The organism is Paraburkholderia sp. D1E (genome assembly GCF_052682275.1).
Genome location: NZ_JBQYMB010000001.1, coordinates 9003658 through 9029800, shown reverse-complemented (window position 1 = coordinate 9029800; position 26143 = coordinate 9003658). Strand labels below are relative to the sequence as shown.

The 26143-nt window shown below is 62.2% G+C and carries 23 protein-coding genes, 1 tRNA gene and 1 pseudogene; 17 read left to right on the top strand and 8 right to left on the bottom strand.

Annotated elements, in window-relative coordinates:
- Positions 1–358: 358 nt before the first annotated feature.
- A pseudogene (locus ACUN0E_RS40590) lies at positions 359–1849 on the bottom strand (collagen-like triple helix repeat-containing protein); the annotation flags it as partial.
- Positions 1850–2106: 257 nt separating this feature from the next.
- Positions 2107–3318 (bottom strand): MFS transporter, encoded by a 1212-nt coding sequence (locus ACUN0E_RS40585; RefSeq protein ID WP_445570122.1) that lies wholly within the window; start codon positions 3316–3318, stop codon positions 2107–2109.
- Positions 3319–3435: 117 nt separating this feature from the next.
- On the opposite strand from ACUN0E_RS40585, the gene ACUN0E_RS40580 reads away from it, so the two are divergent.
- From ACUN0E_RS40580 to ACUN0E_RS40570, 3 genes are all read left to right on the top strand, one after another.
- Positions 3436–4098 (top strand): HugZ family pyridoxamine 5'-phosphate oxidase, encoded by a 663-nt coding sequence (locus tag ACUN0E_RS40580; RefSeq protein ID WP_408240359.1) that lies wholly within the window; start codon positions 3436–3438, stop codon positions 4096–4098.
- A 396-nt stretch (positions 4099–4494) separates the two neighbouring features.
- Positions 4495–4797 carry an H-NS histone family protein gene (locus ACUN0E_RS40575; RefSeq protein ID WP_054037926.1) on the top strand — a complete coding sequence of 101 codons (303 nt, stop codon included), beginning with the start codon at positions 4495–4497 and terminating at the stop codon, positions 4795–4797.
- Positions 4798–5051: 254 nt separating this feature from the next.
- On the top strand, positions 5052–6296 hold the full coding sequence (locus tag ACUN0E_RS40570; RefSeq protein ID WP_445570121.1) for a cation diffusion facilitator family transporter: 1245 nt from the start codon (positions 5052–5054) through the stop codon (positions 6294–6296).
- Positions 6297–6351: 55 nt separating this feature from the next.
- Here the strand turns inward: ACUN0E_RS40570 and ACUN0E_RS40565 are convergent, their stop codons facing one another.
- From ACUN0E_RS40565 to ACUN0E_RS40555, 3 genes are all read right to left on the bottom strand, one after another.
- On the bottom strand, positions 6352–6810 hold the full coding sequence (locus tag ACUN0E_RS40565; protein WP_012431468.1) for an Lrp/AsnC family transcriptional regulator: 459 nt from the start codon (positions 6808–6810) through the stop codon (positions 6352–6354).
- 90 nt (positions 6811–6900) lie between these two features.
- The gene (locus ACUN0E_RS40560) at positions 6901–7530 is read right to left on the bottom strand and encodes an exonuclease (RefSeq protein WP_445570120.1); all 630 of its coding nucleotides are present in this window, start codon (positions 7528–7530) and stop codon (positions 6901–6903) included.
- Positions 7527–8171, bottom strand: coding sequence for an MBL fold metallo-hydrolase (locus ACUN0E_RS40555; protein WP_408240350.1), 645 nt, complete (start codon positions 8169–8171; stop codon positions 7527–7529). The genes ACUN0E_RS40560 and ACUN0E_RS40555 overlap by 4 nt, the downstream gene beginning before the upstream one ends.
- Positions 8172–8809: 638 nt before the next feature.
- Between ACUN0E_RS40555 and ACUN0E_RS40550 the strand changes: the two genes are divergently transcribed.
- Positions 8810–9421: a septal ring lytic transglycosylase RlpA family protein gene (locus tag ACUN0E_RS40550; protein ID WP_445570119.1), complete on the top strand. Its 612-nt coding sequence runs from the start codon at positions 8810–8812 to the stop codon at positions 9419–9421.
- 127 nt (positions 9422–9548) lie between these two features.
- On the opposite strand, the gene rsmI is transcribed toward ACUN0E_RS40550, so the two are convergent.
- On the bottom strand, positions 9549–10427 hold the full coding sequence (gene rsmI / locus ACUN0E_RS40545; protein WP_408240344.1) for a 16S rRNA (cytidine(1402)-2'-O)-methyltransferase: 879 nt from the start codon (positions 10425–10427) through the stop codon (positions 9549–9551).
- A gap of 37 nt (positions 10428–10464) precedes the next feature.
- Here rsmI and ACUN0E_RS40540 point away from each other — a divergent pair, with 37 nt between their 5' ends.
- From ACUN0E_RS40540 to ACUN0E_RS40520, 5 genes are all read left to right on the top strand, one after another.
- Entirely contained in the window at positions 10465–10935 is a 471-nt protein-coding gene (locus ACUN0E_RS40540) for a YraN family protein (RefSeq protein ID WP_445570599.1), read from the top strand.
- A gap of 231 nt (positions 10936–11166) precedes the next feature.
- Entirely contained in the window at positions 11167–11754 is a 588-nt protein-coding gene (locus ACUN0E_RS40535) for a phosphoheptose isomerase (protein WP_408220384.1), read from the top strand.
- A 26-nt stretch (positions 11755–11780) separates the two neighbouring features.
- Positions 11781–12575, top strand: coding sequence for a BON domain-containing protein (locus ACUN0E_RS40530; protein ID WP_408337377.1), 795 nt, complete (start codon positions 11781–11783; stop codon positions 12573–12575).
- Positions 12572–12922, top strand: coding sequence for a c-type cytochrome (locus ACUN0E_RS40525; protein WP_445570118.1), 351 nt, complete (start codon positions 12572–12574; stop codon positions 12920–12922). The genes ACUN0E_RS40530 and ACUN0E_RS40525 overlap by 4 nt, the downstream gene beginning before the upstream one ends.
- Positions 12923–12999: 77 nt before the next feature.
- Positions 13000–13075 (top strand) — tRNA-Ala (locus tag ACUN0E_RS40520).
- Between the two features lie 72 nt (positions 13076–13147).
- Here the strand turns inward: ACUN0E_RS40520 and ACUN0E_RS40515 are convergent.
- Entirely contained in the window at positions 13148–14092 is a 945-nt protein-coding gene (locus tag ACUN0E_RS40515) for an AraC family transcriptional regulator (protein ID WP_445570117.1), read from the bottom strand.
- A gap of 185 nt (positions 14093–14277) precedes the next feature.
- Between ACUN0E_RS40515 and ACUN0E_RS40510 the strand changes: the two genes are divergently transcribed.
- On the top strand, positions 14278–14739 hold the full coding sequence (locus tag ACUN0E_RS40510) for a (2Fe-2S)-binding protein (RefSeq protein ID WP_445570116.1): 462 nt from the start codon (positions 14278–14280) through the stop codon (positions 14737–14739).
- A gap of 2 nt (positions 14740–14741) precedes the next feature.
- Entirely contained in the window at positions 14742–16952 is a 2211-nt protein-coding gene (locus tag ACUN0E_RS40505) for a molybdopterin cofactor-binding domain-containing protein (protein WP_445570115.1), read from the top strand.
- A gap of 77 nt (positions 16953–17029) precedes the next feature.
- Here the strand turns inward: ACUN0E_RS40505 and ACUN0E_RS40500 are convergent, their stop codons facing one another.
- Positions 17030–18709 carry a methyl-accepting chemotaxis protein gene (locus ACUN0E_RS40500; RefSeq protein WP_445570598.1) on the bottom strand — a complete coding sequence of 560 codons (1680 nt, stop codon included), beginning with the start codon at positions 18707–18709 and terminating at the stop codon, positions 17030–17032.
- 527 nt (positions 18710–19236) lie between these two features.
- On the opposite strand from ACUN0E_RS40500, the gene ACUN0E_RS40495 reads away from it, so the two are divergent.
- The 6 genes from ACUN0E_RS40495 (at position 19237) to ACUN0E_RS40470 (ending at position 26050) form a co-directional block, all read left to right on the top strand.
- Positions 19237–19809 carry a TetR/AcrR family transcriptional regulator gene (locus ACUN0E_RS40495; RefSeq protein WP_408240326.1) on the top strand — a complete coding sequence of 191 codons (573 nt, stop codon included), beginning with the start codon at positions 19237–19239 and terminating at the stop codon, positions 19807–19809.
- A gap of 55 nt (positions 19810–19864) precedes the next feature.
- On the top strand, positions 19865–20740 hold the full coding sequence (locus ACUN0E_RS40490; RefSeq protein WP_445570114.1) for an SDR family NAD(P)-dependent oxidoreductase: 876 nt from the start codon (positions 19865–19867) through the stop codon (positions 20738–20740).
- A gap of 109 nt (positions 20741–20849) precedes the next feature.
- Entirely contained in the window at positions 20850–21551 is a 702-nt protein-coding gene (locus ACUN0E_RS40485; protein WP_408338829.1) for an NAD(P)H-binding protein, read from the top strand.
- Positions 21552–21837: 286 nt separating this feature from the next.
- Entirely contained in the window at positions 21838–23349 is a 1512-nt protein-coding gene (locus ACUN0E_RS40480) for a sensor domain-containing diguanylate cyclase (protein WP_445570113.1), read from the top strand.
- 106 nt (positions 23350–23455) lie between these two features.
- Complete coding sequence (locus ACUN0E_RS40475) at positions 23456–24070, top strand: DUF2239 family protein (protein ID WP_445570112.1); 615 nt, start codon at positions 23456–23458, stop codon at positions 24068–24070.
- A 414-nt stretch (positions 24071–24484) separates the two neighbouring features.
- Positions 24485–26050 (top strand): methyl-accepting chemotaxis protein, encoded by a 1566-nt coding sequence (locus ACUN0E_RS40470; protein ID WP_445570111.1) that lies wholly within the window; start codon positions 24485–24487, stop codon positions 26048–26050.
- The last annotated feature ends 93 nt before the right edge of the window (positions 26051–26143 follow it).

Genomic DNA, 26143 nt, shown 5'->3' with positions numbered 1-26143 from the left:
AATATCTTTGCCGCGGCCGCTTTCACGCGTGCCTTCCGGGTCCTTGCGGCAGTCGCTGGATTGCGCATCTCATATCCCCACCCGTTGCAGCGATAAAAAAACGGCGAACCGGTTGACCCGGTTCGCCGCCCCCCTTTTGGCGCTGGTTTTTTGTCACGCCGTTATTTGCTGTCGTTATTCGTATTCGTCACTTCTTCGTCGTCAGACCGCCCAGACCGCCGAGCAAGCCGCCGCCCGTGGTGCCGCCGGCAGTGCCCGCCGTGCCGGTCAATGCACCGGTGACGGTGCTCAGTAGACCGGTGATCGGCGCAAGCGGGTTAGTGGTCCCGCCGCTACTGCCCGAACCCGCAGCCGACCCGAGGGCGCCTGTCAGCGACGACACCGCAGCCGTCACCGGTGCCAGCGGATTGCTGCTGCCGGTCGCGCCGCTCAATGCGCCGGTGACCGAGGTCACAATGCTTGTCAACGGTGCAAGCGGGCTGGCCGTGCCGCCGGAGGTGCCGCCGAGGCCGCCGAGGCTTCCGGTCACGGTGCTTAGGACGCTAGTCAGCGGTGCCAGCGGGCTGCCCGAGCCGCCGGAGATGCCACCGAGACTGCCGGTCACCGTGCTGAGGATGCTGGTCAGGGGTGCCAGCGGACTGCTCGAGCCGCTGCCGCCAGTCAGACCGCCGCTCAAGGTGCCCGGCAAAGCGGTAAGAATGCTGGTCAACGGCGCCAGCGGATTGCCTGTACTGCCGCTGCTGCCGCCCGGATTCAGGATGCCGGTGAGGCCGCCAAGCGGGTTGCTGCTGCTCGAACCGCCCGCGGTCAGCAGGCCGCCTGCCGAGGTGACGGTGTCGCCGAGCTTGGTCACGACATTGCCGAGGTTCTGGCCGATCGGGTTGTTGGTCGCGCTGCTGACCTGGCTACCCGCGCTGTCGAGGCCATGACCGATGGTCGACAGCAAGCCATTCAGCGGTGAGCCGAGACCGGTCGTATCGCCGACGGTCTGAGTCGTTTGCGCGAGCGTGCTGGTGATCGGCGTGATCACGGTGCTGACGGTTTGCGTGACTTGCTGGATCGGGCCGTTCGTCAGTTGCGAGGTCAGTTGCGTGCCAAGGCCGCTGACCGCAACGCCGACCGTCGAGACCACGCTGCCGAGCGGCGTGGTCAGCGGACTGAGCGGTGCGGTGGGGCCACTGCCGAGACTCGTCACGAGTTGGCCGGCGCTGTTGACGGCCTGGCCTGCGTCGTAAACCAAACCGCCGCTGCTCGCCAGTGTCGTGCCGAGTGGATCCTTGGAATTGCCGAGCTGGCCGAGGCCATTCGCCGTACCTGTGCCGATCGCGGTGACGCCGGCACCGAGATTCGAAACGACGTTGCCGAGCGCGGTGGTGGTGGCCGGGTTCGCGCCGGGAATCGGCGTAAGGCCGATCTGGCTGCCGACTGCGGAGACGGTTTGGCCGGTCGCGGTGATCACATTGCCGGTGTTCTGGACGACGACGCCGATCGGATTGGCGCTGGTGGGCGTAGGCGTCGGTGTGGGAGTCGGCGTCGGTGTCGGTGTCGGTGTCGGTGTGGGAGTCGGCGTCGGCGTGGGTGTCGGAGTCGGCGTGGGTGTTGGCGTCGGAGTCGGTGTGGGAGTCGGAGTCGGTGTGGGAGTCGGCGTCGGCGTCGGCGTCGGCGTCGGTGTGGGAGTCGGTGTAGGAGTCGGTGTAGGCGTTCCGTTGCCCGAACCAGAACCAGAACCCGAGCCGGAACCCGAACCGCTCCCAGCGCCCGGCCTGACCAACGTGCTTCCACATCCCGTCAGTAAGATCATCGACGACACGCACATGGCGATCGCCGATAGTTTGAAATTGCGATTCATGGTCTGCTCCCCCGTAATTTGGAAATTGCTGGGGAGCTAACTGCAAGGCCTATGCCATTTATGTTCGCAGCGCCGGAGAGGAAAATAAATTCATATTAATCAATAGTTTGGATGCGAATTTATAAAATAGTGAGCGTGTTGATGCCGCCGATGTGGTGGGGAACACATCAGCGTGCAGGCATCGCGTAACGTAACGTAAGGTTGGGGTTTTTCATATTGAGCAACATCCGCCGATGCAGCAACAGCGCGCGTTTACGTCAAATCTTCAAACGCCGCAGTACCTTCGGGCCTGCGATTGCGATCAGCGCAGAACACACCGCCACCACGGACAAGCCGATCGGCAAACTGGTCACCTGCGTCACCGCGCCAATGATCACCGGCCCGAGCAGCAGCCCGAAGTAAGCCAGCCCGGCGACGTGCGCGAGTCCTTCGGCGGCGTGAATGCCTTTGACGCTCGCCGCGGCTGCGAACAGCACGGGCATCATGTTCGCGAGTCCGAGACCCATCAGCGTGAAGCCGATGAGGGCTGCGACCGGGTTCGGCAGCAGCAGCGCGCCGACCATCCCCGCGCAGGCGAGCGACGCGCTCGCCATCACCAGTTGGGGTGCACCGAAGCGGGCTCGCACGGTGTCACCGGCGAAACGCGCCGCTGCCATGCCGCCCGAAAACGCCGCGTAGGCCGCGCTCGCGAGGGCCGGCGTCGACAGCACGACGTCGCGCATGTAAACAGTGGCCCAGTCGTACATTGCGCCTTCGGCGATCAGTGCAACCAGCGCCATTGCGCCGAGCGCCCACAAGGCGGGTGAGCGCCAGCGATTGGCGCGCGGCGTGGCGGCGTCGGGATGGTCGGCGTGCGGCACGTGCGGCAGCACCGAAGGGCAGGCCGCGAGCAGCACCAGCGCGCTGACCGCCGCGGCCAGCGCGAGATGCACCGCCGGCGCCATGCCGCGCGATAACAAGGCGCCGCCTGCTGCCGCGCCGAACATGCCGCCGACGCTGAACATGCCGTGCAGCGACGACATGATCGGCCTGCCGAGCGCTTTCTCGACAGCGCTGGCTTCCGCGTTCATCGCGACGTCGAGTGTGGCCATGCCGGCGCCGAAGACGGCCAGCACGATCAGCAACATCCAGTAAGCCGGCACGATCAGGATCAGGGCTGCACACGCGGTCATCACCAGGCCGCCGGTCAGGCAGGCGCGGCGCGTGCCAACCCGCGCGATCCACGATGCAGTCGCCGCCATTGCGCCGATCGAGCCACCAGCCACGGCAAGCAGCGCGAACGAGAGCATCGCCGCGTTCAGGTGGAAGCGGTCGCGCACGGTCGGCACATGCACCCCCCACGACGCGTACATCATGCCGGCGATGAAGAACACCGCCATCGTGGCGATCCGCGCGCGCTGCCGTGCGCTATCGGAGAGATCGCGATGAGCCGCGGGGAGGGTAGCGAATTCGGAGGAGCGGTCGGACACTGAAATCTCGTGAAGGAGGACGCGTAAGAAAGCGCGTTGAAAGCGAATTTCCGATTCTAACGAAGCACGTTGTCTTATGCTTGGAGCAGATTGATCCAACACATGAGGAACGCGCACTTGAACATTCCCGCTCACGCTCCGCTCCATCTGCTGCATCTGGCCGCCATCGGTACGCTAGCTACCCACGCGCGTCAGCCGGAAGGCTTTCCTTATCCGTCGGTGTTGCCGTTCGCCCCGGACCCGCAGCATCGTCCGACGATCCTTGTGAGCCGGCTCGCCGAGCATACGCACAACCTGCATGCGGACCCGCGCGCCGGTTTTCTGGTCGTCGACGCACCAGAGGGAGACGTGCTGAGCGGGCAGCGCGTCACCTTGCTCGGCAGGTTCGAACCGGTCGACGCGACCCCCGAAGTCGTGCAGCGCTATCTCCGCTATCACGCGGATGCTGAACGGTACCTGGCTCTCGGTGATTTCACGTTCTGGGCGATGAGACTCGAGCGGCTGCGCTATATCGGCGGCTTCGGCGCGATGGGCTGGCTCGACGGCACCGAACTCGATCCACTGCCGCCCCTCGGCTTTGATGAAGAAGATGCGCTGATCAGGCACTTCGCCGGTCATTCCGCGGTTGCCGGAGGATTTCAACTGCTCGGCGTCGATCGATATGGCGCCGATCTGAAGCTTGACGGTACGCGTACCCGTTTTGCCTTTGCCGACGTCAAACTCAATACCGAAACCTTGCATGCGGCGCTCGAGGATTGCATCCAGCGCCACGTTAATTAAGCTCTGATTGCGATTTCGGGAAAACACTCATTCCGCAATAACAGTGCGAAGCGTGCGTCCCAATATGTTCTGACGTTTCATGTTAAAGCTTTCATGCCATGAAATGTTGATGCAAATTTCTCATCTTAAATTTCATTTTTTGATAATTAATCCAATAATTACTGATGTGCGGGCCTGTTTTTCAGCAAAGTACGAAATTATCTATTTGAAAGGATCTGCGTAACATCACGGCCGAATGAAATTTTTTGAAACGAATTTGGATTAATTTTACGAAGGCGGTTTTGTAGCCTTTCTATTTTGTGTTAATCTCGCCATCAAATTCCGAGGCATGAACACCTTCAAAGGGCAAGCTGGCTTAAGACCGGCAGTCATTTTATCCAAACCACAAGGGAACCTATGTCGTCCTACAAAGAACTACTCGCGCAGCGCGAGAAGCTTGAAAAGCAGATCGAAGAAGCAAAGTCGCGCGAATACGCAGAAGTGTTGAATGAGATCAAGCAAAAAATGGCCGATTACGGCATTTCGCTGACCGAACTTGGCGGTGGCCGTGGTGCCAAGGCTGCTAAAGCTGGCCGTCCGCGCGCAGGCGTTGCGCCGAAGTATCGTGACCCGGATAGCGGTAGCACGTGGTCGGGCCGTGGCAAGCCGCCGCGCTGGATCGCAGGTCTGGATCGCGAGAAGTTTCTGATCCAGAAGTAATACTCATCGGCCAATCAGTGGCGCTTATAGCGCCCGTTGTTGCCAGAAAGAACCGCGTACCGTTAAGGACGCGGTTTTTAATTTTTCTGAAAATTGTTGTGACTCTTTGTTACACGTACTCCATGAAACTGGAACGCGAATGCTTTTCGTTTAGATAAGCAGCTGATTTAAAAGGATTTTTTAAGGTATCTTCAGCGCATATCGAGATACGCCGGGTAGAATACAGGCATTGAACTTTTTGCTTCGTTTCAGATATGCCTTCCACCGCCGCCGTCCAGTCCGCTGAGAAACATCGCGTCGCGCGCAAAAGTACCTTTGTCAGTATTGCGCTCAATACGGTGCTGATGACGCTGCAAATCGTCATCGGGGTGTTTGCGCATTCACAGGCGTTGGTCGCCGACGGTATCCATTCGCTGGCCGATCTGATTTCCGATTTTGTCGTGCTAATCGCGAATCGGCATAGTGGCGCCAAGCCCGACGCGGATCACAATTACGGACACAGTCGCTATGAAACGGTTGCGTCATTGTTTCTGGGTGCACTGCTGATTGTGGTCGGCGTGGGTATGTTGTGGCGCGCCGGGACACGCCTCGCCGATTTGCAAAGCATCCCCGCCGTGCATATGAGCGCGCTCGCGGTCGCGGTGCTGGTGCTGATTTCCAAAGAGAGCCTGTTTCGCTACATGTTGCGCGAAGCGCAGCGCGTGCGTTCAGCGATGTTGATTGCGAATGCATGGCACGCACGCTCGGACGCTGCTTCGTCGTTGGTGGTCGCGCTCGGCATTGTCGGCAGCCTGGCAGGCGTGCGCCTGCTCGATCCCATCGCCGCAGCAATTGTCGGTTTTATGGTCGCGCGCATGGGGTGGATGTTTGGCTGGGACGCGCTGCAAGATCTTTCTGACCGCGCGCTCGACCAAACCGCCTCCGCTGACATGCGCGCGCTGTTGCTCGCCACACCCGGTGTGCGCGATGTGCACGAAATGCGCACCCGCAAGATGGGTGACTTCGCTCTGGTCGATGCGCACATTCTGGTCGACCCGCTGATCTCGGTATCGGAAGGGCACTACATCGCCGAATCGGCGCGCCTGCGCGTACTGGCAGACAACCGCGTGCTCGACGCGCTGATTCATGTCGACCCGGAGAATGACGCGGTTGCGCGTCCGCCCGTCAATCTGCCGAACCGGGATCGGGTCGTCGCCGAAGTCAACGCCGCGTTCGCCGCGGGCGGCGTGAAGGCCGCAGCGGTCAATATTCACTACTTGAGCACGGGGCTCGATGTTGAAGTGGTGGTGCCGGCGGCGGGTCCACGCACTGCCGAAAGCGATGAGCCCTATCTTGCCCGTGTCGATCTGGACGCGCTCAAGCGCAGCCTGGGTGTCCGCAAGCTCGACGTGCTGCAAGGGGTGGATGCGCCACCGGCCGAAAGCGGCGTCCCGACAGAGGCGGGGTCCGGGGAGGCCATCGCCCGCGCCAAAGCTGCGGAACCGCACAGCGCCAGCTGACTGACGTCAATCGAGCCGAGCCCGCCCGGAACGCGCGAGCCGCGGCTTCACAGTCTCACAGCGGCAATTGCGTATCGAATTTGATTTCGCGCAGCACAACGCTCGTGCGCACCTGTGCGACGGCGGGAATCTTGAAGATGCGTTCGTGCAGAAAGCTGTCGTACGCCTTGATGTCAGGCGCGACGATCTTGAGGATGTAGTCGGATTCGCCGGTCGTGCTGTAGCACTCGGTGACCTCCGGGCAGGTGGCGATTTCCCGCTCAAACTGTTCGACCCCGCCCTCGGTGTGGCGCGTGAGATGGATATGCGCGAGGGCGCAGACGTGCAGGCCCAGCTTTTCGCGATCCAGCAATGCCGTGTAGCGCTGGATCACTCCCGATTGCTCCATATCCTTGATACGGCGCCAGCATGGGGTGCTCGACAGGCCGACCTGGTCGGAAATCTCTTGCACGGATCGGCGTGCGTCGAGCTGTAGCAGGCGCAGGATTTTTTGAGAGAAGGTATCGAGTGTCAACTGCGCCTCCGTTGGCGTCGCCGTATCAACGCATAGTAGAGGGCGCGAAAACGAAACGCAACGTAAAACGGCCTCGGCGAGGGAGATTACCTAATTTGCCGGTTTCTCAGCGGCGTTTTGCCCTGAGTCGTCCCCATCTTTATTGGCCGCCAGCGTGGCCGCCTGAACGGCGCGCAGATCCTTGAGCATGTTGCAGAAAAGCGCGCCCTGTTCGATTGCGTCGTCTAGCGCGACGTGCGTGTGCGGATGATCGTCGAGCCAGTGCCTGGGAAAGCGTGGTTTGATGTTCTTGCGGTATGGCAGGCCGGTCAGTGCGAAGGCCAGTGTCTTGATGTCGAGCGCCGACCACGAAAACGGGCAGCGCCCGACAAACCGCATCATGTACCAGAACATATAGGTGAAGTCGAAACCGGCCGGCATTGCCACGAACACTGGCTTGCCCGGCAACGCTTCGACCCATTCAACGTAGGCCGTCAGCGCGGCCTGCGGATCCTGCAAATCCTTGCGGCAGGCTTCCCATGCTTCCGGCTGCGTTTTCCACCATGCCTCCTGCACCGGATGCGGCCTGGCGCCGTCGAGCAAGTCGAGATTCGCCGAGAAGGTGGCGATCAATTGCTTGTCTTCCGTGTACGCGGCGGAAGCGAAACTGAGCATCGAATGCGGACCGGGAATCGGGCCGTCCGCTTCGACATCGGTGCTCACGTAGATTTCGCTGCTCATGCCTGGACTCCGTCGGCTACATACGGATTGGTGCGGCGCTCGGCGCCGAATGTGGAGGTGGGACCGTGACCCGGAACGAAGGTGACGTCGTCGCCGAGCGGCCAGAGTTTTTCGCGGATCGCACGTACCAGGTCGGCGTGATTGCCGCGCGGAAAATCCGTGCGGCCGATTGAGCCCGCGAAGAGCACGTCGCCGACCAGCGCGAGACGATGCGCGCGGCTGAAGAACACCACGTGGCCCGGTGTATGGCCGGGGCAGTGATAGACCTCGAGGATTTCGTTGCCGAATTGCACGGTTTCGCCGTCTTGCAGCCAACGGTCCGGCTCAAACGCCTCAGCAGCAGGAAAGCCGAAGCGCGTGCTTTGATCCGGCAGCTTGTCGAGCCAGAAGCTTTCGTCGGGATGCGGGCCTTCGATTGGTACGCCGTAATGCGTGGCGAGCGTCTTCGCGCCGGCACAGTGATCGATGTGACCATGCGTGAGGAATACTTTTTCGACTGTCACGTTCTGGCGCGCGATTTCACCCTGGATGACATCCAGGTCGCCGCCCGGATCGACAACGGCCGCGTGCCCGGTTGCCTCGCAAACGAGCAGCGAGCTATTCTGCTGGAACGGCGTGACGGGGATCAAGGTGACTTTCATGGATGACGACGCCGCAGGAAAAACGTTGATTGTACCGGCGTCTCGCCGACGCTCGTCGAGGGCGCTGAGGCCCCGCTGCAGTGGGCTTTCGGCTGCTCATTTTTGCAGCAGGAGTGAAGATTCATCAAGGTTTTCAGTCAGTTGCCATCCCAAAATTTTCTTTTGGGTATAATGACTTCCATGCACAAGGAATTGTGTATGCCACAAGGCGATGCGTCCCCATCAAAAATGGGCACGCGGATCGCCACTCAAGTATGGGCTGTCGCAGTTGTGGGCGGCCATCAGGTATCGATGCATTCGATGCACACGTCTTACCCAGCCAGGCGCCGCGCGCCTGCAACGGACTTAAATGCCGTGACGCTGGGTGGGGCCTACGCCGCTGTTCCTGCGCGCTGAGTTCCGCGCGCAAGAACGTGTTTGCCACGTTCGATGGCGGCATGTGGGGTCTGGTCAGGCTGCCGGGGACAGGTTGCGCCAGACGTGAAAATTAACCGTGCGGTAGCGGCTGGGTAGCCGCATCCGGGCTTTGACGTACTGCGCTTTTCTGCGCGGCGCGTTGTCGTCCATTGCCGCCGGAGTCGCAGGCAACACGCTCAACTTTTCGCGTGATGCGGCTCGACAATTTGATTGCACGTCTTATGAAAACTCGGTTATCCCGTAGTCTGGGGACTCTTTTTGCCTTTTTTGTGCTGGCCGGCTGTGCCACGCCTCCGGGCGCGAGCAGCACGTCCGAAAGCGGCGTGCCGCTGAGCACGAAGAGCGCTCAGGCAGGCTCGTTCGGCCCGCAATCCTTCGGTGGCGCGCCGGCCTCGGACGCAGCCGCCAAGGGCTCATCGCTGGCCGATGCCAGGCCGCTGACGGACGATGGTTCGGGTATTTCGGACTTTCATCAGACCGGCCGCGCTTCGTGGTACGGCCGCGGTTTCCATGGCCGCCGTACGGCCAATGGCGAACGTTTCGACATGCACGCGTTGACCGCGGCACACCGTACATTGCCGCTCGGCTCGTATGTGCGCGTGACCAATCCGGCCACTTCGCGCTCGGTCGTCGTACGCATCAACGATCGCGGCCCGTATGCACGCGGCCGGATCATCGACCTGTCGATGGCGGCGGCCGCCGCGCTCGACATGCGTCATGCCGGTACTGCGCGAGTACAGATCGAAGGTTTGACGCAGCAGGAAGCACGCGCTGCGCGTAATGAAATGCTGGCGTCGAATTCCGGTTCGAGCGCAGAGAACGCAGAGAAGTAATGTAGTAGTGGCCGCGGGCGCGCCGCAAGCGCGTTCGTGACGCTGGGCAGCGTAGCGGCATCTCATGCCGTGTTTGCCAAAAGACAAAGGGCCGCATCGCGCGGTCCTTTTCTTTTGCCCGTCCGCTTTATTCCCCGTCTTTCTTTAGCGCCAAAGCGCGCGTGTAGAGTGCATTGCGCGATGCGCCTGTGATGGTCGCCGCGACTTTGGCCGCGCTGCTCACCGTCAACTCTTCCAGCAGGATGCCCAGCAACGCGTCGTGATCGTGTTCGCCTGCGGCTTCCGGTTGCGCGCCTTCCACCACGAGTACGAACTCACCGCGTTGCCGGTTCGGATCGGCGGCGAGCCACGTTGGCCCTTCGGCCAGGGTGCCGCGGTGCAGCGCTTCATGTAACTTCGTCAATTCCCGTGCGATCAGCAGCTTGCGCTCGCCGCCGAATGCGTCGGCCAACGCCTGCACTGTTTCGATGATCCGGTGCGGGGCTTCGTAGAACACCATCGCGTGCGGGTGGCTCGCCAGCAACTGCAGGGCCGCAGAGCGTGCTTTTGCCTTCGGCGGCAGAAAGCCGAGGAACGAGAACGTCGCGACCCAGTCGCCGGCTGCGCTCAATGCGGTGGCGAGCGCGCTTGCGCCGGGCAGCGGGATGACCGGGAAACCGGCTTCGCGCACGGCATCGACGAGTTTCGCGCCGGGATCCGAAATGCCGGGCGTGCCCGCATCGGACACGTAGGCCACGCGTTCGCCCGCTTGCAGATGTTCGATCAGGCGCAGCGCCGCGGCCCGCTCGTTGTGCTGATGAACCGCGACGAGCGGTTTTGAGATGCCGTAGCGCGCGAGCAATTGGCCCGTGTTGCGGGTGTCTTCGGCGGCGATGCGATCCACCAGTCCGAGCACATGCAACGCGCGCAGCGTGACGTCGGCGATGTTGCCGATCGGCGTGGCCACCACATACAGCGCGGCAGCAGGGTACTGCTGCCCTTGCGCGAGTTCGGAGAGAGGAGTCATGAGGCAGAAGACGCAGACAGACAGAACAAGGCCGCCATTGTGCCACGCAGCGGCACGCGAACCGGGCGGGGAGCAGGCGCGGCTCGTGGCGAACTCGGCACCGGGCAGTGCGCCGGTTAACGCCCACAACTTTTCGAGACCAACCGGGTCCAAACTCGTCGGTGCGGCTTTCGAGGCGCGTGCGATGGAGTTTTTGCAGCGCCAGCGTTTGCGTTTCGTCGCACGCAATGTGCTGTGCCGGGGCGGTGAGATCGATCTGGTGATGCGCGACCGTGACGGCGCGCTGGTGTTCGTCGAAGTGCGGGCACGCGCGCAGCAGCATTACGGCGGCGCGGCAGCGAGCATTGGCTGGCAAAAGAAGCAGCGGATCGTGCGTGCCGCGCGGCATTACCTGGCAACCCGCAGCAGGCGTTCGCATGATGAGCCCGCGTGCCGTTTCGACGTGGTTGCGTTCGAAGCGGGCCGGCTCGTGTGGCTGCGCGACGCGTTTCGCGCCGACGAAGTCTGACGTAGTGCGCGGAGAACAGGCATGAGTGCGATAAACTTGCGCTCGCGTACGGGCCTCATGGGCGACGCGGGCATACAGAAAGCAGCGAGGAAGTAGCGCATTTCGCGATGATTTTGCGCATACCCACTGTTGTGTTGCCAGTATGGTTCATCCGAGCGGTACGACTTCGCAATACGACTTCACAACACGGCCGCGCATTGCGGTCCATTCGCGGTAGAAAAAAGAGACTCGATGTCAGTCGAACGCATTCAACAACACTTCCGCGACAGCGCGGCAGTCAAACTCGAAGCCCTCGAAACACTGTCGATGCCGATCGCCGCTGCGATCGACACGATGTTCGCCGCGCTTGCCAACGGCAGCCGCATTCTTGCGTGCGGCAATGGCGGCTCGGCGGCCGACTCGCAGCATTTCGCCGCCGAACTGATCGGCCGCTTTGAGCGTGAGCGCCCAGGATTGCCGGCGATCGCGCTGTCCACCGACACGTCGGTGCTCACCGCCATCGCCAACGACTACTCATTCGAGCAGATTTTTTCGAAGCAGGTGTGGGCCCTCGGCCAGCCGGGCGATGTGTTGCTGGCTATCACCACGTCCGGTAATTCCGCCAATGTGCTGGCCGCGATCGAGGCCGCACACGAACGCGAGATGATCGTGGTCGCGCTGACCGGTAAGGGCGGCGGCCGTATGCAGGAAGTACTGGGCGATACCGATATCCACATTTGTGTGCCGTCCGATCGCACCGCGCGTATTCAGGAAGTGCATTTGCTGACCATCCATTGTCTGTGCGACGGCATTGATGCCATGTTGCTGGGCGAAGACTGAGATTGATTCTGAAGGAGAGCTAGTTGATGAGCGTATTCCGCGTCAAGAAGACACTGGTGAGAACCGTGCTGGTGGTCGGGTTCGCGGCGGGACTGTCCGCGACATTGCAGGGTTGTTTTCTGGCCGTTGCCGGCGCGGCGGGCGGCGGCGCGCTGATGGCGACCGACCGGCGCACGCTCGGCGCGCAGACCGAGGATCGCGAGTTGCAGGTGAAGGCGCTGTCGCAGATCAGCCAGAATTTGCCCGACAGCGCGCACGTCAACGTGGCGGTGTTCAACCGCCGCGTGCTGCTGACCGGCGAAGTGGCGGGGGACGCGTCGAAGCAACGGGCCGAGTCCATCGTGCGTGGTTTGAACAACGTGAACACGATTGTCAACGAACTGGCGATCATGCCGGCGAGCTCGTTCTCGTCGCGCACCAATGATACGTACCTGGAAACGCGTGTGAAGACCGCGCTGATTGCCGAGAAGAACATTTCGGCGAACAATTTCAAGGTCGTGGCCGAGCGCGGCTCGGTGTATCTGATGGGCCTTGTCACGATGGACGAAGGCAATCGCGGCGCCGACGTCGCGAGCCGCGTGCCGGGTGTGACCCAGGTCGTGAAGGTGTTCCAGTACATCCAGCCGCAGGAAGCGGCGGCGGCTGCCGCTGCAGCGGCGACCGCACCGACAGCCGCTTCGCAGCCGGACGCGAGCGCGCCGACCGTCGGTGCGATTCCCGATTCATCGGTGAGTTCGCGTCCGCTCGATCAGCAGGCGCCGGCGCCGGTCAGCAATTCGAATGCGGTGCATCCGGGTAATCCGGCCGCGACGACGCCATGAAGCAGGGCGTCGCGTTCGTTGTCGCGACGTTGACGGTTAGCGCGCTGACGGGTGCTTTTGCCTCTTCAGCGCGTGCGGCCGACGCGCCGCGTGGTCAGCTCGTTGCCAACTCGAATGCCTGCATGGGATGTCACGCTGTGGACCGTAAACTGGTCGGCCCGTCGTTCCAGCAGATCGCTGCAAAGTACAAGGGCGATGCGCAAGCGCCGGCGAAATTGGCACACAAGGTGAAGGAGGGCGGCTCCGGCGTGTGGGGCATGATTCCGATGCCGGCGCATCAATCGATGAGTGATGCTGACATTCGCACGGTGGTGGATTGGGTGCTGGCTGGCGCACCGTCGAAGTGATGTTTCGCCTCCGGGTTTAGCCGCCCTAAGGGGCTTGGCAAAACGGAAAATGCCTGTGCTAGAATTATTTGCACGTTGGGGGGGTAGCTCAGCTGGGAGAGCGTCGCGTTCGCAATGCGAAGGTCGGGAGTTCGATCCTCCTCCTCTCCACCAGGATCACATCCAAGGTTGTCCAAGAAAGTCCGAAAACCCCGCAGCTGAAACGGCTCGCGGGGTTTTTGTTTCCTACTCCCGAAACTCCACTGCATCCCAGCGCCTCAACTGCGCGACGTCGCGCAGCGGCGGCGCGCCGAAGAGCCGGCTATATTCGCGGCTGAACTGCGAAGGGCTGTCATAGCCGACCCGGGTCGCCACCGACCCGACATCTCCGCTGTGCCGGAGCAGCAATCTCCGCGCTTCGTGCAGCCGCAATTGTTTCTGATACTGCAGCGGAGTCAGCGTCGTGACGTTCTTGAAGTGATGATGGAGCGACGACACGCTCATGTTCACCGCCTGTGCCAGCGTCTCCACCCGCAGAAGCTCGGTGTAGTGATTCTGGATCCACTCGATCGCCCGTGCGATCCGGTACGTCTGGCTCCCGTTCACCGCGACGTGCCGCAGCCGTTTCCCCTGCTCGCTCGTCATCAGCCGGTAGAGCAGTTCTTTCTCGATGAGCGGCGCGAGCACGGGTATGTCACCTGGAGTATCGAGCAATCGTACGAGTCGCAGCGCCGCGTCGAAAACCGGTGTCGACAATGAGCCCACGGCGATGCCTTCGCCTGCCGACACGGCATCCGGTTCTGGCAGGCGCAGTTGCGTCGCCAGTTCGACGATGCGCTGTGGATCGAGCGTGAGCTTCACACACAGATAAGGCGCGTCGGGGGACGCCCGCGTCACCTGCGACATCATCGGCAGATCGACGGACGTCACGAGGCAATGCAGATGATCGTAGTCGTACGCCTGCCCGGCGACCATGACCCGCTTGGCGCCCTGCGCCGCGAACACGAATGCGGAGTGCGTCACGCCGCAGCCGAGATCGGCGGGCTGTGAGTGCCGGTAGAACGTCAGCGAGGGGATTACGGTCTGATATGCACCGTCCGCCGGCGCGAAGCGGCTGATAAGCGCGGCGAGTTCACGGCGCGCGGTTTCGCGCGCCGCCGAAGGGTCGAGCCAGGAGGAATGCTGTTTCATGTGCATTGAAATCCGTTGACGGAATCGAGCATACCAACAGCTGCCTGGCAATCGCAGCTAGCCTGCCCGATTTGCAGCATTGTTCAATATTCTTGCAGGATTGTGTAAAGCGTAATGGCAGCCGGTCGGTCAAACTGCCGCGTACACCCGGCGCCAAGTCCGGGCTTTCCCCTCGGAGAGGTTTCATGTCTACATCGCTTGTTCTCAACGGCAAGAACGTTACGCTCGATGCCGATCCCACCACGCCGCTGCTTTGGGCGATCCGCGAGAACGCAGGCCTGCACGGCACGAAGTTCGGCTGCGGCATGGCGCAATGCGGCGCCTGCACGGTTCATCTGGAAGGCGAAGCCACCCGCTCATGCGTGCTGCCGCTCGCGGCCGTCGCGGGCAAGCGCATCACGACCATCGAAGGCATTGAAAGCCGGCCCGCGAAAGCCATCCAGGCCGCATGGGTCAGGCTGCAGGTGCCGCAGTGCGGGTACTGTCAGTCCGGACAGATCATGTCCGCGACAGCCTTGCTCGAACATAACGCCATGCCTACCGACGCCGACATCGACGCCGCGATGGACGGTAATCTCTGCCGCTGTGCGACCTACACCCGCATCCGCGCGGCCATCCACGAAGCCGCTGCGACCCTTAAGGCCTGACTATGACGACCGATCTCGATCTCACGGATGCGGTACGCCCGTCGCGCCGGACCTTCCTGAAAGCAGCCGGCGCCGTCGCGGCAGTCGGTCTTACCATCGGCTTCGAATGGGCGGGCACGGGCCGCCGCGCACTCGCCGCCACCATGCCCGACGCCACGTTCGCCCCCAATGCGTTCCTGCGTGTCGCGCCGGACAACAGCGTCACGGTCATCGCGAAGCACGTCGAGATGGGCCAGGGCGCGTACACCGGCATCGCGACGATCGTCGCGGAAGAGCTGGATGCGAACTGGCAGGACGTGCGAGTTGAAAGCGCGCCCGCCGATGCGAAGCGCTACGCGAATCTCGCGTTCGGTACGATCCAGGGCACGGGCGGCAGTTCGGCGATGGCCAACTCGTGGATGCAATTGCGCGACGCCGGCGCGAAAGCGCGCGCAATGCTGGTCTCCGCCGCCGCTGCGCAGTGGCAGGTGCCCGCGTCCGAGCTGACGACGCGTGACGGCAGCGTTCATCACGCGGCCACGAACCGCACCGCGACCTACGGCTCGCTCGCGTCGGCTGCAGCCCGCTTGCCAGTGCCGGACAAGGTCACGCTCAAGTCGCCGAAGGATTTTCGTTTGATCGGCCATCAACTGCCGCGCGTCGACGTGCCGTCGAAAACCAATGGCACCGCCCAGTTCACGCTCGACGTGACGTTTCCCGGCATGCTGGTCGCGCTGCTGCAGCGTCCACCGCTTTTCGGCGCGACGGTCAGGTCGTTCGATGCGTCCGCCGCGAAAGCGGTGCCGGGCGTTGTCTCGATCGTGCAGGTGCCGGGCGGCGTTGCGGTGGTCGCGAAGGGTTTCTGGGCGGCGAAGCAGGGCCGCGACGCGCTGAAGATCGAATGGGACGATTCGACGGCCGAAAAGCGCAGCTCGGACGCGATCATGGCCGAGTACCGGCAACTCGCCGAGCAGCCCGGCGCGTCTGCCCGTAAGGACGGCGATGCGACACAGGCGCTCGCGGGCGCGGCGAAGAAGATTTCCGCTACCTACTCGTTTCCATATCTCGCTCATGCGCCGATGGAGCCGCTCGACGCCGTCGTCAAGCTCACTGCTGACAGCTGCGAGATCTGGGCTGGCGATCAGTTCCAGACGGTCGACCAGGGCAACGCCGCGCGCACGGCCGGGCTCGATCCGCAGCAGGTGAAGATTCACACGCTGTATGCGGGCGGCAGCTTTGGGCGTCGCGCGAACACCCAGTCGGACTATATCGTCGAGGCCGTGTCGATCGCGAAGGCGCTGGGTGCGAACGGCACGCCGGTCAAGCTGCAGTGGACCCGCGAGGACGACATCCACGGCGGCCTCTACCGGCCGATGTATTTCCACAAGCTCGACGCGGGCCTGACTGCCGACGGCAAGCTCGTCGGCTGGCGGCATCGCATCGTTGGTCAGTCGATTCTTGCCGGCACGCCGTTCGCGAGCGTGATGGTCAAGAACGGAATCGACGGGACGTCCGTCGAGGGGGCCGCCAACGTGGCCTACGCGATTCCGAACATCTCGGTCGAACTGACGACCACGCAGACCGGCGTGCCCGTGTTGTGGTGGCGGGTGGTCGGCAGCTCGCACACGGCATTCGCGGTCGAGGCGTTCATCGACGAAGCCGCCCACGCCGCGGGCAAGGACCCGTTCGTCTTCCGTCGCGATCTGCTCGCGCACGAACCGCGCATGCGGGGCGTGCTCGAACTCGCTGCGGAGAAAGCGGGCTGGGACCCGGCCAAACCCTTGCCGAAAGGTCGCGGGCGTGGCATCGCGGTGGCCGAGGCGTTCAAGACGTTCGTCGCGCAGGTCGCGGAAGTCTCCGTCGATAAGGACGGGAACGTGAAAGTGGAACGCGTCGTCTGTGCGGTGGATTGCGGCACACCGATCAATCCCGACGTCATCGCCGCACAGATGGAAGGCGGCATTGGCTTCGGTCTAGGCGCGGCGTTGCACAGCGCGATCACGCTGAAGGACGGCAAGGTCGAGCAGAACAACTTCGACGGCTACCAGGTGCTGCGGTTCGCCGAGATGCCCAAGGTCGAGGTGCATATCGTGCAGTCGGGCGAAGCGCCGACGGGTGTCGGCGAGCCGGGTGTCGCACCGGTCGGGCCGGCCGTAGCGAACGCGATCTTCGCGGCCACCGGCAGGCGGGTTCAATCGCTGCCGTTTCCTGCCGCTTCGGAAAAGACCGCCTGACGGACTGACCGAAGGCGACGCTGACTTTGCTCACGCGTCGCCCGTGAGGTGAGCGACGCGTCATCGGAAAACTCCGATCAGAACTTATCCCACCCGTCATCCGCGCCCGCAGCCGCAGTTGCAAGCGCAGCAACCGGCGCAACGACCGTGGCCCGTGCAACGCGCTTCGGGGCAACTGCAACAGCAGCCGACACCTCGCGCCGCGGAGCTTCCCGCCGGACAGGAACAGCCGCTACCGCAGGTGCAGCATCCTTCAACTGAAAAAACGCCACGGCTTCATTCAACTGTTGCCCCTGATCTTCCATCGACCTCGAAGCAGCCGCGGCCTCCTCCACCAAAGCAGCATTCTGTTGCGTGACGTTGTCCATCTGGGTAATCGCAAGATTGACCTGTTCGATCCCGCGGCTCTGTTCAGTCGATGCCGCCGCGATCTCCGACATGATGTCGGTCACTCGAGCTACAGCCTGAGTCACTTCGGCCATCGTCTTGCCCGCCTCGCCGGCAAGCGCCGAGCCGTCGCGGATCCTGTCCACGGAGTTGGCGATCAGATCCTTGATCTCCTTTGCCGCGCTCGAAGACCGTTGAGCCAGGCTTCTGACTTCGCTCGCAACCACCGCGAAACCCCGTCCTTGTTCGCCCGCCCGCGCGGCTTCAACTGCCGCGTTCAACGCCAGGATGTTCGTCTGGAACGCAATGCCTTCGATGATGCCCGTGATGTCCGCGATCTTGGCCGAACTGTCGCTGATGTCATGCATCGTGTTCACCACCTGACCCACGACCTCGCTGCCCTTTTGCGCCACCGACGATGCATTCGCAGCCAGCGTGCTGCCTTGCTGCGCGTTGTCGGCGTTCTGCTTAACGGTGGAGGTGAGTTCCTCCATGCTGGAAGCGGTTTCCTGCAGCGAAGCAGCCTGCTGTTCAGTGCGCTGGCTCAGGTCCATATTGCCCGCTGCGATCTGACGCGCTGCGCCGGCGATACTGGTGCTGCTGTCGCGCACCCGTCCAACGATCGCCGTCAATCGCTCGTTCATTTCGCGCAGGGCGGTCAGCAACTTGCTGGTTTCGTCGCGGCCGTCGACGGTGATGCGCGTGCGCAGATCGCCTTCCGATACGGTACGCGCGACGTCGATCGCAAAACGCAGCGGCCCGGTCACCGCGCGCGTGATCACCACGCACGCGCTGACGGCGAGCGCCAACGCGATGAGGCAGATCGTGATCAGCAGATTGCGCTGGTTCTCGTAATGCGCCGCGTATTCGTTGATAAGTTGTTCCTGACGAGTGTGCGTGTAGTCGGCATACGCGTCGGTCGCACGAATCAGCGCGGCGAGCAGCGGCCGGCAATGATCGTCCATTTCGACGATCGCCTCGTCGCGCTTGTTGGTAAGCGCGAGATTGACGATGTTGGTGGCGACCGGACCATAAGCCGATTCGACCCGATTGATCTCGGTCACAAGGCTGCGTGCTTTCTCGGTCGTATCGGTCGCGTTAGCGACCATGTCGTTGAGCTTTTTCAGGTCGGCTTGCACGTCTTCGTGCGCGCGCGTCACATCGGCTTTTTCTATTTCGAGGTCCTGAGGCTTGATCACGAGCACAAGGTTGCGCGCCGCGATCGCCCTGCGGTCGACAGCGGTTCGAACCTGCACTGCCATGTCGGCGCGTGCGTTGATTCCGCGTACGAAGTTGGAAAACCCATCGGTCGAATCGCTCAGCGCCTTCAGGGAAAGGCCGGAAACCGCGACGACAATGAGAGACAGCATGCCGAAGCCGCCGATGAGTTTGGTCTTGATGGTGAGGTTTTTGAGTGCCACGATTTTTTCTTCTCCAATAACGAAACGTTAAAGCGTTCGCAATGGACTCTCAGGTCCGGGTATGGGAGCGTCTATCTGGCTGCCGATCATCCCGGCAGCCCCGCGCGGTTTACCCTTCGAGCCCTTCCATCAAACGCATGGCTAAAAACGCGTCGAATGTCGGGCAACAAATGGGTATCCCATTTACCAGTTATCGGATCGGGTCCCCCTGTACTTAAGGAATCGCGGGTATTTCTCTACCAAGCTTGCACACGATGCGCGAAGAAAACGTCACTTCCCAGGAATTCGAATATATTTGGGCGCAGTATGAAAACATTTAATTACAGTTTCATTTCATCTTCCGGTGCCTGCCGCCTGAACAAATGGCCTTTTGGTGTGCCCCGAGCAGCACAAATAAAATGGCTTGAACAAGTGGGCATTCCTGGATATGATTGAGCAATCACTCATTTATTATGTGTTGTCGAAGCGAACCGTGTATGGCCCGTCCGAAAAGTGAAGACAAACGCAACGCCATCCTTGCAGCTGCCACCGAGGTCGTTGCCGAGCAGGGCTTGGGCGCGCCGACCGCACGCATCGCAAAACTCGCGGGTGTGGCTGAAGGAACGCTGTTCACCTACTTCGACAATAAGGACGAGTTGCTGAACCAGCTCTACCTGGACATCAAGGCGGAGCTGCGCGAAGTAATGATGACGACGTACCCGAAGCAAGCCAGCGTGCGTGATCGCGCCCAATACGTGTGGGACAAGTTCGTCGACTGGGGCGTGGCGCAGCCGCAAAAACGCCGGGCGATGGCGCAGCTGTCCGTGTCGGAGCGTCTGACCGACTGCACGCGCGCGACCGGCATGGAGTCTTTCGCAGACATCAACACGATGATTCAGGAAAGCGTGGCGAGCGGCGCGTTACGTGATCATCCGCCGGCTTTCCTGTCGGCGATCATGGCGGCGCTGGCGGAAACCACCATGGATTTCATCGCTCGCGAACCGGGCGACGCCGACCGTTATCGCAAGGCCGGCTTTGAAGCGTTCTGGCACGCGATTGCCCAGAACTAAATTTTTTGTCCAATTAATGAGCGCCTACTTGCTCATTTAAATTAAGGAGCACACGATGTCAAAGGTCTGGTTGGTTACGGGAAGTGCCCGCGGGCTTGGGCGTGAAATTGTCGAAGCAGCATTGCGCGCCGGTGAGCGCGTCGTGGCGACAGCGCGCGATCCGCGTCAGTTGGAAGATCTGCTGTCACGCTATGGCGAGCAGGTTCGGGCGGTTGCGCTGGATGTCACGGATCCGGCGGCGGCACGCAATGCGGTACAGGCTGCGGTCGATGCATTCGGTCGGCTCGATGTGGTTGTGAACAATGCGGGTTTTGGTCACCTGGCGCCGTTCGAGCAAGCCACCGAGGACGATTTCCGCGCGCAGATCGACACCAACTTCTATGGTGTGGTTAACGTCACGCGTGCGGCGCTCCCGGTGCTGCGGAAGCAGCGATCCGGCCACGTGATCCAGATTTCGTCGGTGGGCGGTCGTGTCGGGATTGCGGGATTGAGCGCCTATCAGGCGGCGAAGTGGGCGGTCGGCGGTTTCACGGAGGTGATCAGCCAGGAGCTCGCGCCGTTCGGCGTTCACGTGACTGCGCTCGAGCCAGGTGGCATGAAAACAGACTGGGGCACTGAGGCGAGCGGCGCGATACCGGAGTTGCTGCCGGATTATGTGCCCTCTGTGGGCGTGATAGTGGATATGCTGTCCCAACACATCGGCCATGAAACCGGCGATCCGGCGAAGGTTGCCCAAGTCGTCCTGAAACTTGCGTATCACGATTCATTGCCGGCCCATCTCCTGCTGGGTAGCGACGCATTGCATTACGCCGGTGAAGGCGACAAGACGCGTGCTGCAAGCGCCGAAGCGTGGCGAGCGATCAGTACAGCGACCGATTTTTCCGCGCCCACGCCGTTGCCGGCGTTTCCTGCCGCACCGGCGAAAGCCTGAGTACTGATCAGGCAACGCGGCTAAAGGCAACCGAAGGACGAGCGATATGGCAAATTGGGGCGTTGCGGACATTCCGCGTTAGGCCGGCCACGATCATGGAGCATGCATCATGAAAGTTTTGATATTTGGAGCGACTGGCATGGTCGGCCAGGGCGTATTGCGTGAATGCCTGCGCGCGCCCGATGTCGAGGCGGTTCAGACCGTGGGCCGCACTCGCACTGGCCAGCTCGATCCGCGCCTCGTCGAACTGGTTCAGCCGGATCTGATGGACTACCGGGCAGTGGAAGCGTCGCTGAAGGGTTTCGACGCGTGCTTTTTCTGTTTGGGCGTCTCATCCGCAGGCATGCAGGAGGCCGACTATGCGCGCCTCACTTATGACCTGACGCTGGCGGCGGCGCAGACGCTTGCCCGCCTCAATCCGCAAATGACCTTCGTCTACGTGTCCGGTGCGAGTACCGACAGTACCGAACGCGGCCGCAGCATGTGGGCGCGGGTCAAGGGCAAGACCGAGAACGCGCTGCAGCGGCTGCCGTTCAAGGCGGTTTACCTGTTTCGTCCCGGCGTGATCGAACCGCTGAATGGTGCCCGTTCGAAGACCCGCTCGTACCGCTTGTTCTACACAGCGGCCAAACCTCTCCTGTCGACGCTGCGCGCGCTTTTCCCCAACTACATTCTGAGCACCGAAGACATCGGGCTGGCGATGTTGGAGGTCGCGCGCCATGGCGCCGCCAAAGCAGTGCTCGAGATCGCCGATATCCGCGGGCTCAGCCGAGCCGCTTCCCAGCCGGCGCTCGATCTGCACCCCAACTGAGCGCCTGGGCAAGGCGTGAGGGCCGCACTCTCGGGCACGCTTGTGGGCACGTCCTCGGTGCTCCGTGCCGCCCTTGAAACAGGCCGCCGACGCCGCGCCAGTGCTAGTGGCCACGATATGAGGCATGCCATCGTCGAAACTTTCGCGCAGGCCGCCCAAAAACGGGTCTTTTCCCTCGTTTGACGCACCTCAGCGTCTGGTAGGCTACCGGTTCACGGGACGCGCCTTCCAGACGCGGCCACTTTCTTCACGCGCGTGGGTCAGCGCATGCTCGAATGAAAAGCTCATGGTGACGCGCCGACCGAACATCGTGATTGCCATCAGTATCGTGCTGGCCAGCGCGATCCTCGCGATTGCGGTGTGGGTATTGGCGCAGATGCGTGATGACGCGCTACGGCGCGCACAGGACTCCGTTTTCAACGTCTCGTTGCTGGTCGAACGCGACGTGTCGCGCAATCTCGAGATCTACGACCTGTCGCTACGGGCGGTAATCGACGGCCTGAAACAACCCGGTGTGCTGGAATTGCCACCGGCGATTCGTCAGATGGTGCTGTTCGACGGCTCGGCCAGTGCAAAAGACCTGGGTTCGCTTCTCGTCGTCGATGTAGCCGGCAACGTCCTGTTCGATTCGCAATCAACGCCTCCACGCCCAGTCAATCTCGCCGATCGCGATTACTTCAAGGCTCAGCGCGACTCTCCCAATGTCGGCCTGTACGTCAGCCATCCGTTCACGCCCAAGATAACCGGCAAGGACGTGAGTATTGCGTTGAGCCGCCGTATCTCGCGTCCGGACGGCAGCTTCGGCGGCGTGGTGGTCGGCACGATGCGACTCACTTACTTCAGGCATCTGTTCGCCGGTATGAATCTCGGCGCGGGTGGTTCGATGGCGCTGATGCTGAGCGACGGCACGATGCTGATGCGGCGTCCCTACGATGCAAAGATCATCGGTCTCAATCTGACCGGCACGTCGAACTATTCGCGCTTTACTGACCAGCCGAGCGGGGATTTCTTCGGCACGGCGGCGATCGATGGTGTCGAGCGCTGGTACGCGTTCCGCCATATCGACATGTATCCGCTGATTCTAGATGTCGCGCTCTCGACGCACGATATCTATATCGAATGGCGGCGTCGCGCGTGGATCATCGGCACGCTGATCGCGGCGCTCGACCTGGCCATCATCGCGCTCGCGGTCCTCTTCTCGCAGCAACTGCGACAGCGCCGCGCGGCCGAAGAAGAATTGCGCGTGCTGGCGTGCACTGACGGGCTGACCGGCCTGAACAATCGCCGTACTTTCGAGGAGCATGCGGAGGAGGAGTGGCGCCGCGCGCAACGCAACGGGTGGCCGCTGTCGATGCTGCTGATCGACGTCGACACGTTCAAGGGCTTCAACGATCTCTACGGTCATTCGGCCGGCGACGATGCGCTCATCGCCGTGGCGCGCTGCATCGGGCAGAGCGTGCGGCGCCCAGGCGATACCGCAGCGCGCTACGGCGGCGAAGAGTTCGCCGTGCTGCTGCCGGATACCGATGAAGCCGGGGCGCTGAACATCGCCGAGAAAATCCGCACCGAGGTTCAGGCGCTCGAGCTTCGCCATGTCGCGAGCTCGCACCATGTGCTGACGGTCAGCATCGGCATTGCGTGCACGAAGACCCAGGTATTCGCAACGAGCCGGGCACTTGTCAATGCAGCGGACGAGGCGCTCTACGAGGCCAAGGACGCCGGCCGCAATCGCGTGCTGTGTTATCCGGTGGCGGCGCGGACGCATCGGCAGGGCGTCGTGGTCTCGCCGGCGCGATGAGAGGTGCGAAGGCGTTGAGTCCTTCCTGAAATTTAACCCGGGTAATATGTTGTATCCAATTTACACCCGGGTATAATTCGACAAATTCACCTTTCTGGAGTTTGTCATGACCCCCCATCCTGCTACCTGCACCGCCTTCGAGGGATACCGCCGCATTGCCTCGGGCGCTTTGTCCGAGGTGGCGCTCGCTGTACGAGAGGTGCTGGCGCGCGGAGAACAGGCGCCTGTGCTAATTTTCGACGACATCACGAGCCGCCCGGTCGAGTTTGATTTGCGCGGCTCACCTGAAGAGATTCTCGCGCGGCTGGCAAGCCAGGCACCCGGCGAGCAACCCGAATCAACCGCGAGCGCCGAAGAAGACGATGCGCCGCGTGGCCGCGGCCGTCCCCGGCTCGGTGTGGTGGCAAGAGAGGTCACGTTGCTGCCGCGTCATTGGGATTGGCTCAACGGGCAATCGGGTGGCGCTTCGGTTGCGCTGCGCAAACTGGTCGAGGCGGCGCGGCTTGCGGGCGAGGACAAGGGCCGCAAGCGCGCAGCGCAAGAAGCGGTGTATCGCTTCATGACCGCGCTCGCCGGCAATCTGCCTGACTATGAAGACGCAACGCGCGCGCTCTACGCCGACGATCGGGAACGGTTTGAGGATATCGTCGCGGCATGGCCAGAGGACGTACGCAATCACACGCTGTGTCTTGCCGAAGGCGCATTCGGCACGCATCTGTAATTCGACTGCGCACCGGCGAGTGCGCAGCCCAACGAAACGTATGGACAAAAAAAAGCCGCTCACACCGGGGGAGCGTGAGCGGAAAGTCGGAGAGTTACAACAACAGCGCGTGCGCTTACTCATGGAGATGAACGCAGCAAACAAAGTTTAAGAGTTCGACTCGCCCCTATATATCAGACAAATCCCAATCACCGCGCTGACGCGCAAAGCAGGTTGACTGAGCGATCCGGCGCCATTTGCCAGGCATTGCTTACATCATCCTGTCCCGGTTATTCCCGCCATTTTTTGCTTCAGTCTCTGATATCGCCGCCGTAAAAGAGGGGGCAGCGTCGCCACGTATCCTAAAAAACGCGAAATGTTTCGCCATGGCCCAGCGGCGCGAGCGTCCCCTCAGTACTTATGAAGGATGGTGAGATGAAGTGGTTCGACCGCATGACCGTATTCAGGAAGTTGCTGTTGGCGTTTGCCGTTGTGATCGGGTTCTGCGTCGTGATCGGCGGGACTTCGCTGAAGACGTTGTCGTCGATGCATGACATTACCGACGCCATCTGCGACCAGCACATGAACGGCCTCTACTGGATGGAAGAGGCGAACCGCCACAAGATCGATTCCGATCTTGCCGCCGCGAACCTCGGCTATGCCGCCGACGACGCCGGCCGTCAAAAATTGAAGGACAGCATTGTCGCCTCGCTCAAGGAGATGCATGGCGCCTACGACCAGTATCGCGCGACCATCGCGACCAGCAAGGGTCAGGAGATGTTCGACGAAGTGCTTCGCAAGTCGGCCGTGTGGGAGGGCATCGTGCATCAGCAGATCGGACTCGAACCGATTCCGGCTGGCGTCGACAACAACGAACTCGTGCGACGCGCGATTGCGTCGAGCGAGGCGCTGCGCGATCGCATCACGGCGCTGATCGACTATCGCCGTCAGCAAGCCAACGAAGCCCAGCAGGAGGCAAGCGCTCAGTATCGGCACATGCGCGTCGTGATGCTTGCGTTGGTGTTGGGCGCGATCGCGGCGGGCACGCTGCTCGCGACGATGATTGCGCGACGCCTCGCCCGCCAGCTCGGCGGCGAACCGGATTACGCGATGCACATCGCCAACCGTATCGCCGATGGCGACCTGAGCGTGCGCGTCGACACCCGTGCGGGCGACACCGACAGCATGCTGTTCGCACTGCACAACATGCGTGAGCGGCTGGCGGGTATCGTGTCGGGCATTAGCGAGTCGAGCGAATCGATCCTGATGGCCTCGGGCGAGATCGCGCAGGGCAACACCGACCTGTCGCAACGCACTGAAGAGCAGGCCGCCGCGTTGCAGCAAACCGCGTCGAGCATGCAGGAATTGACGTCGACGGTGAAGATGAATGCCGAAAATGCGCAGCAGGCGGGCGGTGTCGCGCATGGCGCGTCGGAAGTGGCCGTGCGTGGCAGCAGCCTGGTTGGCGACGTGGTCGAAACGATGCGCGAACTGGCGGCCGGCTCGAAGCGCATGACCGACATCATCGCGGTGATCGAAGGGATCGCGTTCCAGACCAATATTCTCGCGCTGAACGCGGCGGTGGAAGCGGCGCGTGCCGGTGAACAGGGTCGCGGCTTCGCGGTGGTGGCGGGGGAAGTGCGTTCACTGGCCCAACGCAGCGCGGTCTCGGCCAAGGAGATCAAGGAGCTGATCGAGAGCTCGACGGCGCGCGTGGGCAGCGGTGCAGAACTGGCCGAGCGGGCCGGTCAGACGATGGCGGAAGTTACGCATGCGGTGAAACGTGTGACCGACATCATGGGTGAGATTTCGTCGGCATCGCAGGAGCAGAGCACCGGCATCGAGGAAGTGAACCGTGCCGTCGCACAGATGGACGACGTGACCCAGCAGAACGCGGCGCTGGTCGAGCAAGCGGCGGCTGCGGCGGCGTCGATGGCGGACCAGGCAAGGCAGTTGCAAGCGGCGGTGACCGTGTTCTCGCTGGACGCGCGGCAGGGCTGATGGAGTGGGCGTTGATGAGGGGCGTGGCCGACAGCGCGGGGCATCGTCTGGGCGTGACTACTTGCGCCGGTGATGGATCAGGGACGTACTGCC